This window comes from Thalassotalea mangrovi (assembly GCF_005116735.1).
Taxonomy (GTDB): Bacteria; Pseudomonadota; Gammaproteobacteria; order Enterobacterales; family Alteromonadaceae; genus Thalassotalea_A; species Thalassotalea_A mangrovi.
In genome coordinates this window covers 1-16,427 of the sequence record NZ_SWDB01000023.1, presented here as the reverse complement: position 1 = coordinate 16,427, position 16,427 = coordinate 1, and the positions used below count along the sequence as shown (strand labels likewise).

Here is a 16,427-nt window from a genome sequence, read left to right as displayed (position 1 = left end):
ATCCAAGGTCAGATCCCGGGTTTTAACGAATACGGCAAATACATCCGTCGCCCGTTATACTAGTTTTGAATCACTCAACGTCAAACCCGAAGGCCTAAAGATAAAAAACGTATTTTTGTGTTAATTAAGAGGTTAATAATGTCAGTTCCTGCGATTACTGATGTACTAACGGGTAAACACCCGGTTGGTGAACCAATCACTGTTCAGGGTTGGATCAGAACTCGTCGAGATTCCAAAGCCGGTATCTCCTTTCTCGCTATCCATGATGGATCCTGTTTTGATCCGATTCAGGCGGTTGTGCCCAATGACCTCGAAAATTACCAGGATGACGTTTTAAAGCTAACCACGGGTAGTTCCGTTAAAGTGACCGGAACTCTGGTTGAGTCCCAGGGTAAAGGCCAGTCCTTTGAAATTCAGGCAACCCATGTTGAAGTACTTGGTCTGGTTGAAGACCCAGATACTTACCCAATGGCAGCCAAGCGCCACAGTATTGAATACCTTCGCGAACAGGCGCACCTTCGTCCTCGCACCAACATTGGTGGTGCTGTTACCCGGGTACGTAACACCCTGGCTCAGGCTGTCCACCGTTTTATGCATGAAAAAGGTTATTACTGGATCAGCACGCCTTTAATTACGGGCAGTGACTGTGAAGGTGCTGGTGAAATGTTCCGGGTCAGCACGTTAGATCTGGAGAACCTGCCAAGAGATGATAAAGGTAGCATCGACTACAAAGAGGATTTCTTTGGTAAAGAAACCTTCCTGACGGTTTCCGGACAATTAAATGTTGAAACCTATTGTTGCGCCTTGTCTAAAGTTTACACGTTTGGACCAACCTTCCGTGCGGAAAACTCAAATACCTCTCGCCACCTGGCTGAGTTCTGGATGGTAGAGCCGGAAATTGCTTTCGCCGACTTAGGTGATGCAGCAACACTGGCCGAAGAAATGTTGCGCTACGTGTTTAAAGCCGTTCTCGATGAGCGTGCCGATGACATGCAGTTTTTCCAGCAACGTGTCGATAAAACCGTGATCGAGCGTCTTGAGTCTGTTATCAATAGTGAATTCGTCCGTATGGATTACACCGACGCGATCGAAATCCTACAGAACTGCGGCAAGAAATTTGAAAACCCGGTATCCTGGGGCGTGGATTTAAACTCAGAGCACGAACGTTATTTGGCGGAAGAGCACGTTGGTGGGCCGGTAGTACTGCAAAACTATCCGAAAGATATCAAGTCGTTCTATATGCGTCTTAACGATGACGGCAAAACCGTTGCCGCAATGGATATTCTTGCGCCTGGCATCGGTGAGATTGTCGGTGGCAGTCAACGGGAAGAGCGTTTGGATGTGTTAGACCAACGTTTAGAAGAAATGGGCCTGGATAAAGAAGATTACGGTTGGTATCGTGACCTGCGTCGTTACGGCACCGTGCCCCACTCTGGTTTTGGATTGGGCTTTGAACGCCTGGTTGCTTATGCGACCGGTATTGCTAACGTTCGCGATGTCATTCCATTCCCTCGCACTCCTAAAAGCGCAGCGTTTTAACGAAAATGTGTGCTAAAAAATAAAGGCGCCGTTATGGCGCCTTTTTTATATCCGTCGACATTGCTTACCAATTGAACGACGAAACTAGCGTTTAATCCCAGAACGTTACTTTTTCCAGATAATCACGACGACGCTTTTCCGGGATCTCCCGGGCACTGCTACCAACATACAAAAAACCGACAATATCATTTTCTGCTGATACACCTAATGCATCTTTAACAATAGGATGAGAGGCCAGGTCTCCGGTACGCCACATTCCCTGGTAACCCTGGGCCACACATGCCATTTGCATCGCCTGAAGCGCACAGCCGGCAGTAATCATCTGTTCATGCTTAGGAACTTTGGGGTGTTCCTGATAACAGGTGGACACAACAATAATCATTGGTGCCCGAAACGCCATTTTCGTCGCTTTCTCTATTTTAAACGACTCCTCGGTCATGGCTTTGGTTGCTTTAACCAAAGCAGTGGTTAATCGATCTAGTCCATCACCTTTAATGACATTGATAGAAAACGGTGATAATCCGCCATGATCTGGAACGGCCATCGCCGCAGATAATATATTCTCCAGTACTAAACCACTTGGAGCGGGTTCAGTCAGGTTAGGGTTAGAAAAACGTGTCAGTAGTAATTCCAGAGCGGTCATGGTGAAATCTTGTCGTTTCCATCTAAAATATGCTCGTCAAGATAACACAAAATATAACCCTGAACATATCTCTTTAAAAAACTTTAACTACTTTACGAACGAGACAAAATTAATAGTCTATGCTTAGCTTAATGGTTAGTTTTCGCATCGTTTTATTCTTCGCCTTTAATTGAACTTAAATGCCCGCTGTTAACCACAGGAACGTGAAAAATTAATAACAGGTATGGTTCACAATGAAACCTCTCACTTTTATTTTATTTTTAAGTGTGTCATTTTGCCCGTGGGCTTATGCTGGCTCGAAACACGACTTGCAACCATCTAAATTAGTGAAGCTGCCAAATGGTAAGGTCATGCCCTTGATAACTGCGGATTCAAAGTCATTAGAACGCCTTAAAGTTGAGTTGAAATCAGACAAAGTAGCGCTAACGAGCATTTCTAAAAACGAGTTAGATGAAATGATGCATAAATATGAATTAGAGGTTGTAAGGATGTTGGAGTATTCAAAGCTCTAACAGTTGTACTCACAAAACAACATGCAATAAAGACATCTTGGTTTAATGCTAGCTGTCGCCTTTTTCTTTCTTATTATCGATCAATTAACGTTTATTTCAGGTAGAACATACCCAGCAAAAAAAATCAGGTTGAACACTCCAGACAATTGAATTTCATTATTCGGTCTTAGGTTGATGATTACTGCCTTGTAAATACCAGTAATCCAGGCTAAACCATCGACCCGGGCCAATAAAGAATAACGCCATCAACATAATGAAATAGGTACTGGCAAATTCAATCCCATTATTCAATATCACAATATTACCCTTACCGTATAACCATTGGGTATTACCATGTTGTTCCAGGATGGATTTCATTCTGTCTAATCGCTTGCCCGCTTCCCTGCTATTTTCCAAACTATCTTCGGCTACCGCAAATCCAGCCCAGTCAAGCACCTTGGCGGCGCTGGTATCCGGATTAGTTGGGGTAATTGCGAACCAGCCATTTTCCATATGCACGGTTAATGCGGCGACGAACATAGTAACCATCAATGGGATAGATACCAGACGAACCGCAAGACCTACTACCAACAACCAGCCACCAAGAAACTCGGTCCAGGCAGCAAGATTAGCAAGCAGCTCCGGGTAAGGTAACCCCAATCCCCATTCCTGATTACCGAACCAGGCAATAGTATTTGGATCTGCCTGTAATTGTTGTAATACGGGCAAATCGCTACTGCCCAATTGCAGTTTATTGTAACCGGAAATGATTAACACGGGAGCGAGAAATAAGCGGATAAGGAGTGCGGGAATAAAGTCCATTTTTAAAATAAAGTTAACCACCGCTGAGAAAAGGCTAGTCATTTGTTCTTCCTGAATTTTAATTTTTGTTATTGACTTATAGGAACATTTTAGTTGATAAATTCTTATGTGAGTAAAATTTAATCAAAAATATCAGTAACTAAGAATAACTAGCATAGGTTTTAAGGATAAAACTTTAATGATCAGTGCAGGCGCCCCATAAAAGAATTGTAAGCAATAATAAATAGTAGCCTTTGCTTGCAGAAATTAATAAAAAGACGTTGTATGATTAAAAACAATAGTGAACTTTAGACGTGAGGATATATGTCTGATAAACCCGGTATTATTAAAAGGATATTTTCCAGACTTTGGAAAATCATTAACACTTCGCGGATCATATTTTTGAATCTGGTGTTTTTCCTGTTTGTGGTGATTCTCGTTTCTGCCCTGCTGGATGACTCCGATCAGGTGAAAGTACCTGAATCAGCGGCTCTGGTTCTAAACCTTAAGGGAGACCTGGTAGAGCAAAAACGTTACGTAGATCCTATGGATAAATTGTTACAGGAATCTATGGGTCAGGAAGAAGACCGGCCAGAAATCCTGATAACGGACGTTATCGAGGTCATCAATAAAGCGAAACGCGATGATCGAATTAAAACGCTGGTAATCTACCCACAAAATCTCACCCGAGCTGGGTTACACCATCTGCAGTTGATTACTGATGCCGTTGTCGAGTTTAAAGAGTCGGGCAAGGAAGTGATAGCGTTTGCCGACTATTATAGCCAGGATCAATACTATCTGGCGGCTAGTGCCGACAAGGTATGGATGAATCCAAACGGTATGATGTTGCTTGAAGGCTATGGCCGCTATCGGGTGTATTTTAAAGAGGCACTCGACAAATTAAAAATTACTCAGCATGTATTTAAAGTCGGCACTTACAAGTCAGCGGTTGAGCCCTATATTCGCAATGACATGTCCGATGCAGCCAAAGAAGCGAATAAAGCCTGGTTAGATCAGCTGTGGGGTAACTACAAGCGAGATATTGCCAAATTCCGCAATCTCAATGTTACTGAGTTTGATGAGAAGGCTGGCCAATTGCTGGAAAAACTGAATCAGGCCAATGGCAGTTTTGCTGAATATGCTTTACGTGCTGGTCTGGTAGATGAACTTCGCACTCGCGAAGAAATTCGTAAAGACATGATTAGTAAGGTGGGCCAAAGTTCAGAACATTCATCATTCAATCAAATCAGTTTTAAAGAATATTTAGCCGCCACCAAAGATCCCTTCCCGATGGAAAATCCAGCGACCGATAAAGTCGCTATCGTTGTTGCCAAAGGTACTATCTTAAATGGTCACCAAAAACCCGGTACCATTGGTGGCGACAGTACCGCAAAGTTATTAAGAAAGGCGCGCCTTGATAAGCAGGTAAAAGCGGTTGTTCTTCGCGTTGATAGTCCAGGTGGTAGTGCATTCGCGTCTGAGATTATTCGTCAGGAAGTGGAATTGTTAAAAGCCGCCGGAAAACCAGTGGTTGCCTCTATGGCCAACTACGCAGCATCAGGCGGTTACTGGATCTCGGCTTCGGCAAATCAAATATGGGCATCTGAAAACACGATTACCGGTTCCATCGGTATTTTTGGCATGTTTATGACATTTGAAAAGTCCCTGTCTGAACTTGGTATCAACACAGACGGTATCGGCACCACGGATTTTTCAGGATTCAGCCCTACTCAAGAGCTGAAACCGGAAATTGGCGCCATTATTCAGACCAGCATTGAACGTGGTTATCAGGATTTCCTGACTTTGGTTGCTGAAAATCGGGACATGACGACCGAGCAAGTCGACAAGATCGCTCAAGGTCGCGTATGGACTGGTGCTAAGGCTAAGGAACTGGGCCTGGTAGATGAACTTGGCGATCTTGACGATGCCGTTGCCGCTGCCGCTAAACTGGCGAGCCTGAAGCAATACGACCGTAAGTTGATCGAACGTGAATTATCACCGAAAGATTTGTTTTTACAGAATCTGCTTGATAATGCCGATGCCTTATTACCTTCAGCTACAACAGATACCTTCGAAGGTAATAAAACATTGCAGAGCATGATCCACAAATTAAGGACCGAGTTTGAGCGGGTAAATCAACTCAACGATCCACAAGGAATTTATTCATTTTGTTTGACTTGTGAAATTAATTAATTATCTTAGGGCTCCGACAACGGGGCCCTTTTTATATGACTCAGATAACACCACAAGAAAATCATCGTAAACGCATATACATTGCCTATACCGGCGGAACTATCGGTATGAAGGCTAGCGATAGTGGCTATATTCCGGTAAAGAAACACCTGACCGACTCGCTGGCTAAAATGCCTGAGTTTTTTCGTGAAGAGATGCCTGAATTTACCATCAATGAATATGATCCACTAATTGACTCGTCGGACATGACGCCAAAAGACTGGCAACGTATAGCCGACGACATTCAGAAAAACTATGCCGACTATGATGGTTTTGTCGTACTGCACGGGACCGATACCATGGCCTACACCAGTTCGGCTCTGTCGTTTATGTTTGAGAACCTGACCAAGCCAGTGATTGTAACGGGTTCTCAGATCCCGTTAACGGAACTTCGTTCAGATGGTCAGGAGAACTTATTGAACGCCCTGTATATCGCGGCCAATTTTCCAATTAATGAAGTTGGGTTATTCTTCTCGAACAAACTGTACCGGGGCAATCGTAGCTTTAAGGCATACGCAGACGGATTCGACGCGTTCGATTCTCCGAATATGCCACCGTTGTTAGAAGCAGGTATCAACATTAAAGTCATCGCAGGAAAAGTCTGCGAACAGCAATCCTCTGCCCTACAGGTAAGTAAAATTAGCGAACAGCCAATTGGCGTGGTTCATTTGTATCCGGGGATCAGCGAAAAGCTCATTCAAAACGTGCTGCAACAACCCGTTAAGGCATTAATTCTATTAAGCTACGGGGTCGGAAATGCTCCCCAGAATCCGGCACTGTTAGAACAGCTCGAAAATGCCCGACAAAAGGGAATTGTCGTCGTTAATTGCAGTCAATGCGTCAAGGGGCGGGTCAACATGGGGGGGTATGCAACGGGCAATGCATTGAGTCGTTGCGGCGTCGTCAGTGGCGCAGACATGACCCTGGAAGCTGCACTGACGAAGTTACACTACCTGCTAAGTAAAAACCTCAGTGAAGATGAACTGCGCATCGAGATTACTAAAAACCTGCGTGGTGAACTTACCCCTTAATACTCAGGTCAGTTGCTTTTTGGCGAAAAATTTCTGCGCTAACTCACTGGCATTCGTTATCAGCAGGTTTACTGGCTATATTTCCTGCTGGTAATAAATATCCGTTAAACTTTTAGGTACGTATTCGCCGGCCAGCAACTTCTGAATACGTTTAACCCGTTCTTCATTTTGCGTTGGATTGGTTTTTATATTGAAACCATTCGGTGCCACAACCATGGCGACTAATGCCAGAAACTGTTGATCCGTCAGGGAATTAAATTCGCTTTCAAAATATACCCTGGCGGCATTAGCAAAGCCATAAATGCCCCTACCGTTGATATGACCCATATAAGCGGTATTCAGAAATATGTTGAGTTGCTCTTCTTTACTAAAGTGCTGATCAAGGACCAGGACGGAAATTAATGTTTGTTCAATTTTAGCAAACCCTGGTTTGAAATTGTCAAAGTACATGGCTTTACATAGGGCCTGGCTAATCGTTGTGTAGCCTGCTCCCGGGGTTTCAAAGTCAACGCCGTTATGTTCAAAAAAACCCGGGTCTTCGACACTTAACAACATATTGATTCGTTCGGTGGGTACATCCTGAAAGCGAATCTTAATCACCTGGTCGTTTAACCAGTGGCGTTTAATTGTCTGGGTGTTTTGGTAGGCTTTTAACACCATTGCGCTTTCATAGGCGCTGAATAACAATATTGCTAACGTTAGTACAACAAACAGGATCTTTAAGGTTTTCATAAAGTCTGGTTTTCCTGGTAGTGTGTAATGTTGGTATTTTTTGCGAATCATCAACAACCATATACATCTTCGCCATCCATGACAATCTACCAATACTGACGATCGAAAAACCTCTGTGCAGCCGCATATAGCTAATTCAAGAATAATTTTTCTATGGCGTCAATTTACCTGTTAATAAATTACGCTGTAGGAATGATGACTCAGTGTTAACCAATGAAAAAGATATGCGATCTTTTAATAGCGTAATGGGTTTTATTTTTACGCTTTACTGCACACGCCCTAGTGTTTGTCTCTGATTTTCTGCAATCTGCTATCAATTGCACTTTTTGGTAACCAATGACCTCGTGCCATTACCCCTGAAATTGAGCGTGTATTACTAATATCCAGCAATGGATTTGTGTCTAACAGCACCAAATCGGCAGACTTACCAATCTCAATAGAACCAAACTCGCCGGCCTTTTCGAAAAATTTAGCCGGAGCTATCGTCGTGGCGGCCAGTACCTGTAGCGGTGTCATTCCTGAGCGCTGCATCAGCGTCATTTCCTGATGAAGAGAATATCCGGGCACATTATAGACTTGGGGAGCATCAGAGCCGGTCAACACAAGTCCATGATGTTTTACAAACTGCTGTAAGAACTCTTGTCTGATACGCAATAATTTTTTTATGTTTTGCGGTGAATACCAGCTAGCCTGTTGCATTTGCAAACGTGTTTGTCGCCAGTTTTCGACAACATCACCAGGCATCAGTGCCAGCACCTCAGGATCTACTTCCTCGCCAGTCAGAAAACCATACATCAAGGTTTCCGTCGCAACCATGGCAACCGAAGATTCCGCCAGTTCTTTAGCCAATGGTTCAATGTCCTTTTCATTAATTAAGTCAACAATTGCTGAACCGAAAAATCCGGTTTGCTCTGGTAGTGTCTTTCCGGAGCGGCCGGCCAACTCTTCAAGCACACCATCAAGGTGATCAACCGTGGACTGTCCAGACGTTATCGACTCGACAATACCCACGGATGCACTGACATGTCCGGCAAAAGGGATATTTATTGCTGTCGCCTCCCTGGCCATCGCCTGAAACACCGTCGCCGACAATCCTGGGTGGATTTTAATAAAATCAAACCCCTGCTCTGCCTGTCTCTGCACGCTGGTTTTTGCCTGCTCCGCAGATTGAATACTATTGCCGTTAAATGATGGACCCGATGTAATCAGGCGCGGACCGTTAATTCGATTCGCTTTAAGCTGCTCCTGCAATGCTATGTGTGAAACATGACCCAGCATACTGCGAATCGTAGTTACCCCGTAGGCATTAAACAAAAACAACAGGTCTTCGATATTTTCGTTATCGGCGCTGACTGGCGGCACATGGGCATGCATCTCGGTCAACCCAGGAATTAAATATTTACCTCTGGCATCAATTATTATGGCGCCATCCACATCAATGCTGGACTTAATTGCCGAAATTTTACCATCCGACACCGCGACATCCATGGTCGGTAAAAACCCCTGCTCTGCAAACGAAAGCACGTTGACCTGTTTAAACACATAATCCTGGGCGAATACAGAGCAAGAAAGGAACGAAGACAGGACTGACGCCAGTACGATGGGCAGAGATGAAACCGGCGTTTTTAACATATTTTAACCTGTATCATTAGTAACCAGTGGTAAATACAGAATACGCTAACTTTACCGGTTTCGCATAAATTTTATTTAATACAGCGGGTTAAGCCGGTTTGTAGAAAAGATGTAACAAGCCAGACCCTTAGCTTCCGGCTTTTTTAACAAACTTAGCGGTCACCATCATTTCTCCAATGCCATCGACTTTGCAATCCAGTTCGTGATCTTTTTTGTCTAACACACGCCTGACAATTGCTTTCGTACCAATTTTGATGACTTGTGAACTGCCTTTAATTTTTAAATCTTTCGCGATGGTCACCTTATCACCGTCGGCAAGCAATGCTCCGTTGGCATCTTTAATGTTTAAGGTATCTTCTTCGATATCGGACGGATTCCATTCATGCCCGCATTCTGGACATACTAATTGATTTTGATCAGCATAAACATATTCGGATTTACATTGGGGACAGGGAGGGAACGACATAACAGCTTACTTTTGAAAATGAATTTGCGGCTATAGTAATTGTTCTGGCAAAACTATGCGAGCGTCGGTTGGAAATTTTCTAATGTTAACTTAGCCCTACCATCTAATCCGCCATCCAGGACATACGATGCTCATAGCAGGATGGCAGAATTTTAGTGTTCTGCCTTTTTGTTAGCGTGTTCAGTATCCAAGACCTCCTGCCGACGACGTTGATACTCTGCAAACGACAATTCGACATCTTTTAGACATTCCTGGGCTTGCTCATAGGGGTACTGATAACAATGATTCTTATTGCCCGTTTGAATGCCCTCATACACTTGTCTGTAACTGCAACCAGCAATGATGAAAACGGTAATGAACAAAAGTATGTGCCGATATCGCTTATCTTTGCTTTCTGACATTTAAGTTATCCTGCTTGTAATTGAGAATCTTTTTTATAACTAATTAACGGCTTTGTCTGCACGCATCAGCAGCGTTACATAGATAACTGGCCAGATAATTATCAATAGTAAATAGGTCAGGGTTGTAACGTTTACTGAGTTTGTTGTGAGCGGCTCAAAAAAAGACAGCACGCCATTTACGTCCCACAAATCACTTTGACGATTGCCGACAACATGTACTGCAACCAAAATGCTTAAACCACTGACCAGCCATTTATGTGATCGGGCATACAAAAATGCACAGGTGAAAGGAATAATGCCGGCGGCTAATACTCCCAGAAATAACTTCCAGGGTATTTGTTGTTGATTCATCTGGCCCGCCAGCCAGTTTTCCATCTGTTTTACCAGGGGTAAATCAAATGCCATGATAAGGTTGGCATAACAATAGCCAAGACATAAACTCAGGATAAGGATACGAAAGATTTTCATGATTATTATTCTCTGCTCAACGGCAACTACCTGATTGCCAAAGCCTTTAAAATAATAAAAACGACAGGGCTAAGCAAATTTAAACGACGAGTAACAACCAAACACATGGCAACTAAGCGCTAGCCACCTCAAATTTGACGGAGTTAGTTTTGGTATTGTGGAAGCTGGCAATTCGCCGGTAACGTTTTTTTCATCTCAGCAAGACGAAAAGGAATAGGATCGGTTTCAACGACCTGCCCGTTTACTTCAACAACGGGGATCTGCAACGTGAATTCACTGCTATTCGTAGCAAATTGTTTGGAAATGTTGATCCGATATCCCAGGTCAACGTCGCGAATTTCCTGGAAGTACTTAATTGGGATAGTTCTGCCGGGCAGCAATCCTTCAATGGATTGCCTCTCAACCTGTTTAGTCCCCATAAAGCGGAACACCTGGTTCACCTCGAACCGCTTATTCAAATTATTCGCACCAAGCAACAACACCGTTCTATCGACGAACTTAAGGGTATGTTCTTCCGGTACAAAATACGAAATATTAGCAATAAAGTTACCTTCGGTTACCTGTGAAAAATAGGCGGTAACTTCAACATAGGCATGTTGATGCAGAGGGATACGGATATGGTCATTAGGGCCTTTACCATTGCAGCTACTGGTAAACCTGTCTGCCATCGCATATTCTGGCTGATAATAATTAATCGATTGTCTGCTGCAACCTGTCAGCAACAGGCTAATGATGCAAAAAATACCTAACGTTTTCACTGAGGCGACCATTTCGAAACTGTTTGTTTATCACTTATCAGCAGGAACCATTATCGGTGTACCTGATAATTGTTAAGTGCTCTTCAGTCAAAGTTTAGGCAAAAGCCTCGAAAAGTCATCCCCGGGTTATTTTAACAGCGCCTGCACAGAAGGTCGGCTATTCCCTTCGCTTTGCGTTTCTTTTATCAGGGTGCCTTCTTTATTGATCAGCAGCCATGGCGATTCTTGTTTAGTTTCGCGCATGATAATATGACCATTCTCTACGTATCCCGCTTCTTCATAGCGAGCTGGTACAATCCAATTACCCTGTTTATTTATTACGCCATAGCGGCCCTGATATTTGACTCGGGTAATGGCGGAAGAAAAGCTTTGCATTTCTTCAAACTTAGCCGGAACCACGACATTAAACTTGGAATCCATGGCACCATATAGCCCGCGTTTGTTACGGAAAATAATTCTCTGGTTATGAAAACCACCCTTAAAGTCAGCGACGTCTGCTAACGCTTTTATCGTATTAAATGCGCTGGTCACTACCTGCCATCGACTATCATGCAACTGCACCGCTGCCAATCCCTCTCGGGAAAAACCCGATGTATCCAGATAATCTGCATCGCTTACGGCTGCGCCATTCTTTAATGATACAAACTGCATTAACGGTGCCGCACAGTAAATCGAACCAGTTTGCATCTCAATTGCATCAGGCGATAAAGCGCTAACATTTTGACTGTCTTCAACATTGGAATCTAAACCTGCACACTTATCGGTCCTGACGAAACCAAAATCAGGTTTTTTCTGGTGGCATTGCTGCACACGCTCAAACATTGCCGTTCCACTGGACCAATTCCCGGACAATGAACTCAGCTCTTGCGAACTCACACAGGTATGGTTTTTCAGCAAGGCTGACGTCGCTGCCAGTTGCTTGTCAAACTGCTGACTAATTCGAGTCGTTGCCTCATTGATGCGTTTACGCTCGTATAAACTTTGCACGAAAAGATCAAAATTATTGTCATCGAAGCCGGAATTTTCAACGTAAGCGAGTTTTTGTTGCTTTGCCTGTGACTGCAAAAGTGCCGAGTCTGGTTGTATATTTTGATGTGCCATTTCAGCCAACCAGGATTGTAGCGCGCTAAAATCAACCTTCGCAGAGACAACTTCTGGCGCATGCTGAGCAATTTTGGCGGTGGCATCTTTTCGAAACGTAGATACGAAGCTGTAAATAACATCTTTTGCCAGAGTCTGGTTAACAAATTGCTTATCAATACCATTAACAATTAAATTGCCCCATGCCGGAATCATAGGCATGCTGTCGCTAACCTGCTCAGATGCAGATGGTGCGAACTTACCTAAATCACAGTCGAGGGCAAAATTACCATTTTTATCAAGCGCAAACTGAGCTCTGATGTTATTTAATTTTATTCCGGCCAATGTGGTATGCGGTAATGCATTGACATCAAGTTTGCTGTCTACGCCTGCTAACTTGGCATCTGCTTCAGGAATCGTTATTTCAATCAGCCGCCAGGTACCAGAACAATAAAAATAGGGATCGCCTTTTAACACTCCAACACTTAACTGGCTATCCACATCCAACACGTATTGATAGCCAGTAAGGCTGTCTACGCCCTGCCAGGAAGTTGTCGTATAGCTAATTTCTTTCGGTTCAATGGTTTTATCTACGGATGCATGCGCACTAACAGAAAGTAATCCGCCAATACATGCCAGGGCAATGGCACCTTGTTTAAATTTAAAGTTAGACGACATTAATATCACAGCATTGCCCTCGCCTGGTGTAAATACTGGCTATGATTTTTGCCACCCAGGTACTTTTTCGCATACACGCGGGCATTTGTTTGATCTCCAGCCATTAAATACATGGATGCCATGTGGTAGTAGAAGGAATCAGGCAGGCTTTCTCCACTTTGTTCAATGGACTGCATTTGCTCAAGCGCGCATGGGATATCTCCTGCCGGTAAGCAGGTCGCTAATCTATCTAACCACTCTTGAACTTTACTTTCTTCGTGATGCCAGTGGGAAGCGGATAAACCAAGTAGTCCGAATATATAGTCACCGAATACCACTTTATGCGTTTCCTGATAATCGGGATTATGATACTCGACCAGCAAAATCGCTTTTTCCGGTTGAAACGGGGCATTCAAAAGAGCATCTTGCAATTCAATATATAACTTTTGATTTTTGACTTGCCATGTTACTGGAACACTGGTGATCTTCTGGCCCTGGCGCACCTGTAATTTTGTGGATATTTGTCCAAAATCTTCTCGATATGGCATCGTCTGTTTACGGGTTTTCTCGGTAAAGCCAACAAATGTTTCTTCACCTTCTACGGCTTTCCAGTCGATGGATTGTTGATCACAATTCACCGCACGTACCGCACATTTGGTCTCTGCTAATACAGAATCGAGGGTAAACGGCTTGTCCGTACCGTAATATTCAATTCGTTGTTGAAATTTCTGTTCTTTTATCTGTACCGAATAAGATAAATCTATTATCCAACGATTATCCACCAGGCGTCCATCTCTGAAGTCGACATCGACCACGTCTTTGGCACTAACCTTGGATATTGGTTGCCAGCTAACTCTTTCTTTTAGTTCAGCTTTATAGTGTTGTGGCGATTCTGTTGAAGCACAAGCAAACAATAGTTGTGTTAAAACAAAAATGCCTATTAGTTTAATTGATTTAGCCATGCCCAGAAACGATATGAGATATATTATTAGTCCGGTCCACAGCCTACCATAGCGAGTAATTCGTGCCAGCGATATCTGCAAAAAATACTGAAAATTAACGCCTCATTTACACTCGGATGACAAGCAGTAAACCAATTTAGATAAATTAACGATTTGCTAACCATCAGCCAATCGCATTCTGTGAATATTGTGCCAGTTTACGACTATTAAGCATACGGTCAGTTTTTAATGGGATCTTTTGTGTAGATAGGGTTAACTGGCACCGTCAGTCAAATATGATTTGCCAGTAGCCGACATCCTGCCACTGCTCGAATTTATATCCAACCTGCTCGAAGTGCGCTACCTTTTTCATACCAAGTTTTTCGTGTAAGGCTACACTCGCTTCATTGGGTAATGTAATTACCGCCAGTGCGCTGTGAATATCGCTGTGTTGCAATAAATTAAACAATTCTGCGTACAGCTGGCGACCAAGACCACGACCTTGATATTCTGGATCCAAATACACAGACACTTCGACCGAAAAACGATAAGCTGAGCGTTGTTTCCATTGACTGGCATAGGCATATCCAACCACCCTACCCTCGAACTCACAGACCAGCCAGGGAAGATTTAACTCATTAGTAATCGAGAGAATGCGTTCCTGCAAATGCTGCGCATCTATGGTTTGCTCTTCAAAGGTAATACTGGACTCTTGAATGTACCAGTTATAGATATCAACAATAGCCTGGGCATCAGTGCTGCAAACGTGTCGGATCATATCGGGTTAACATGTTGGAGGATTCTGGCGGGCAAAAATACTGCATCTATATGTTAATTTCAATGCTTGTGAATAATAACGGTAAAAACAACAATGTCGCCCAACGTTAAGACACGAATAGCAATAACAGGCTTTTCAGTGACTTTAGCGAATCAGGTTCGGCATCGCGCGAAGTTAAAATACACATTTTCCCATGCCATTTCCTGTTCGAATGCCGGTAACTCTTCTGATGGAATCTGCAGGTGTAACTGGCGGCTGCTTAGCGGGTTTTCATAATTAACCATATAATCTGGCTGATAGGTGGGACGCCCTATTCCTCGTAATGATGAACAAAGAAATTGCCGTTCATCGTGATTACGGAATTTTAAAACTAATGACTGGCGTAATAAATCCAGCTGCAGCGCATCGAGTTTGTTTAGCGCTCTAATTCTCGTTCTTGCAATAGCATGATGACGTATTTCACCAGAAACCCGCATCGAGTCGAACTTACCAAATGACATGGCAATAAACATGAGTTCGGCGGCACGATGATATTCCTGCATTTCAACGCAGCGCACGACGCGGTTGTAAATCACACTTGGTTGATCCTGATTGGTAAGAGTTTCGATACCGGGGCATTGCCATGACGGCTGACTGACTGGCATTTCGCTTACCTGGGCATGGTCTGCCACAGGCACGCTTTCACTTGCCTGTTGGGCGTAAGTGATGCTGGAAACCAACATTAAAGACACTAAGCCGAGTTTTGCCATGAAAACATCCTGTAATGGTTATTATTTAGCCAGTAGTACTAACTATAAATGAAAACCAACCGGTTGCAAAATAAGAGTTTTTGGGGAAGAAACAAGAAACAGTTTTCTTGTTTCTTAGCTGCAAGCTTCAGGCAGTACGCGGCAAGTTGCTGCTTCTTTGCCCATGACGGGAGTTGAAACTCCCTGAGCACGTATCGACAAGCAATACTTCGAGAACGTGACGTAGAACGTCACTTCGAGTACACAATCAAAGATTGTTCCGAGTACGCGACTCAAAGCGTCGCTCCAAGTGAAAAGCAAAAACCTTGAGTCATTCCCTGCCACGACAGGGAATCTTGGCCAACCATGAATGACCGAATTGTGCCAAACTCGGCCCGTTAGCAATTGCTAATATACGCTGATTTCGAAGTATTAACGCATTAATACCAGGCAGCCTAGGATTTTATATCTTAGGTGATTACCTTGTTAGTTTTACTTATGCTGCAGGGCAATTTCTTTTGCTTGTTCATAGCTATTACAATTAAAGTCTGCAAGTTTTGTAATAACTACCCACGTAGTTTTTTGTGAGAAGTCGTGCTCTGAGAACTGCTGTATAAAACTATTACCCAACGCCTTTATAGTATTTGGTATTTCTAATATCTCAGCATTACCAATTGACTCACAATACAAAGCTACTTCTTTTTGATAGTTATAGGTATCTTGTGCCGCAGATTCCTCTTTAGCCCAAATTTTTTCAATGAGGTTTAACTTTCCACTTAGGAGTTCTTTCAACTCATTTTTCATTATCTCTGAGGTTTTTTGAATAGCCTGAGTAGAGTTTCTTGGAAGCTCAATCTTACTTTCTAGTTCGTTGAGCAACTCAGCAAGAGAAACTGGCTTTTTAGGATAGTCTGCATCAGGCTTTCCAATTACACACCAATATTCATCGTTATAACTACTGTGACAAAAGACAACTGAATCGCCACTAGTTCCCTAGACACCTCTAAGTTAGATAAAATGACTAAAAAGAGAGGTGCATATGAGCGGTA

16 protein-coding genes are annotated in these 16,427 nt (G+C 43.3%); 4 read left to right on the top strand and 12 right to left on the bottom strand.

The genetic code is table 11. From position 1 onward, the window contains the following. Window positions 1-138: 138 nt before the first annotated feature. Window positions 139-1,539 (top strand): asparagine--tRNA ligase, encoded by a 1,401-nt coding sequence (asnS, locus tag E8M12_RS10260; protein WP_136736066.1) that lies wholly within the window; start codon window positions 139-141, stop codon window positions 1,537-1,539. Between the two features lie 91 nt (window positions 1,540-1,630). Here asnS and E8M12_RS10255 read toward each other — a convergent pair whose 3' ends face one another. After that, the gene (locus E8M12_RS10255; protein WP_136736065.1) at window positions 1,631-2,182 is read right to left on the bottom strand and encodes an NAD(P)H nitroreductase; all 552 of its coding nucleotides are present in this window, start codon (window positions 2,180-2,182) and stop codon (window positions 1,631-1,633) included. A gap of 233 nt (window positions 2,183-2,415) precedes the next feature. On the opposite strand from E8M12_RS10255, the gene E8M12_RS10250 reads away from it, so the two are divergent. Next, window positions 2,416-2,694, top strand: a complete 279-nt coding sequence (locus E8M12_RS10250; protein ID WP_136736064.1) for a hypothetical protein — start codon at window positions 2,416-2,418, stop codon at window positions 2,692-2,694. A gap of 156 nt (window positions 2,695-2,850) precedes the next feature. Here the strand turns inward: E8M12_RS10250 and E8M12_RS10245 are convergent, their stop codons facing one another. Beyond that, entirely contained in the window at window positions 2,851-3,537 is a 687-nt protein-coding gene (locus tag E8M12_RS10245; RefSeq protein ID WP_136736063.1) for an HvfX family Cu-binding RiPP maturation protein, read from the bottom strand. 261 nt (window positions 3,538-3,798) lie between these two features. Between E8M12_RS10245 and sppA the strand changes: the two genes are divergently transcribed. Further along, window positions 3,799-5,667 carry a signal peptide peptidase SppA gene (gene sppA, locus E8M12_RS10240; protein WP_169303114.1) on the top strand — a complete coding sequence of 623 codons (1,869 nt, stop codon included), beginning with the start codon at window positions 3,799-3,801 and terminating at the stop codon, window positions 5,665-5,667. A 35-nt stretch (window positions 5,668-5,702) separates the two neighbouring features. Beyond that, the gene (gene ansA, locus E8M12_RS10235; RefSeq protein ID WP_136736062.1) at window positions 5,703-6,737 is read left to right on the top strand and encodes an asparaginase; all 1,035 of its coding nucleotides are present in this window, start codon (window positions 5,703-5,705) and stop codon (window positions 6,735-6,737) included. 75 nt (window positions 6,738-6,812) lie between these two features. Here ansA and E8M12_RS10230 read toward each other — a convergent pair whose 3' ends face one another. From E8M12_RS10230 to E8M12_RS10185, 10 genes are all read right to left on the bottom strand, one after another. Further along, on the bottom strand, window positions 6,813-7,469 hold the full coding sequence (locus E8M12_RS10230; protein WP_169303113.1) for a biosynthetic peptidoglycan transglycosylase: 657 nt from the start codon (window positions 7,467-7,469) through the stop codon (window positions 6,813-6,815). A 279-nt stretch (window positions 7,470-7,748) separates the two neighbouring features. Beyond that, window positions 7,749-9,101, bottom strand: coding sequence for an amidohydrolase family protein (locus E8M12_RS10225; RefSeq protein WP_136736060.1), 1,353 nt, complete (start codon window positions 9,099-9,101; stop codon window positions 7,749-7,751). A 127-nt stretch (window positions 9,102-9,228) separates the two neighbouring features. Next, window positions 9,229-9,567 carry a zinc ribbon domain-containing protein YjdM gene (locus E8M12_RS10220; protein WP_136736059.1) on the bottom strand — a complete coding sequence of 113 codons (339 nt, stop codon included), beginning with the start codon at window positions 9,565-9,567 and terminating at the stop codon, window positions 9,229-9,231. A gap of 440 nt (window positions 9,568-10,007) precedes the next feature. After that, window positions 10,008-10,436 (bottom strand): hypothetical protein, encoded by a 429-nt coding sequence (locus tag E8M12_RS10215; protein WP_136736058.1) that lies wholly within the window; start codon window positions 10,434-10,436, stop codon window positions 10,008-10,010. A gap of 143 nt (window positions 10,437-10,579) precedes the next feature. After that, on the bottom strand, window positions 10,580-11,194 hold the full coding sequence (locus E8M12_RS10210; RefSeq protein ID WP_136736057.1) for a hypothetical protein: 615 nt from the start codon (window positions 11,192-11,194) through the stop codon (window positions 10,580-10,582). A 126-nt stretch (window positions 11,195-11,320) separates the two neighbouring features. Beyond that, window positions 11,321-12,952, bottom strand: a complete 1,632-nt coding sequence (locus E8M12_RS10205) for a WG repeat-containing protein (RefSeq protein ID WP_136736056.1) — start codon at window positions 12,950-12,952, stop codon at window positions 11,321-11,323. A 5-nt stretch (window positions 12,953-12,957) separates the two neighbouring features. Further along, window positions 12,958-13,893, bottom strand: coding sequence for a hypothetical protein (locus tag E8M12_RS10200; protein WP_136736055.1), 936 nt, complete (start codon window positions 13,891-13,893; stop codon window positions 12,958-12,960). Between the two features lie 265 nt (window positions 13,894-14,158). Further along, entirely contained in the window at window positions 14,159-14,650 is a 492-nt protein-coding gene (locus E8M12_RS10195; protein WP_136736054.1) for an arsinothricin resistance N-acetyltransferase ArsN1 family B, read from the bottom strand. A gap of 152 nt (window positions 14,651-14,802) precedes the next feature. Beyond that, the gene (locus E8M12_RS10190; RefSeq protein WP_136736053.1) at window positions 14,803-15,399 is read right to left on the bottom strand and encodes a hypothetical protein; all 597 of its coding nucleotides are present in this window, start codon (window positions 15,397-15,399) and stop codon (window positions 14,803-14,805) included. A 471-nt stretch (window positions 15,400-15,870) separates the two neighbouring features. Beyond that, window positions 15,871-16,182, bottom strand: coding sequence for a hypothetical protein (locus E8M12_RS10185; RefSeq protein WP_136736052.1), 312 nt, complete (start codon window positions 16,180-16,182; stop codon window positions 15,871-15,873). Window positions 16,183-16,427: the final 245 nt, after the last annotated feature.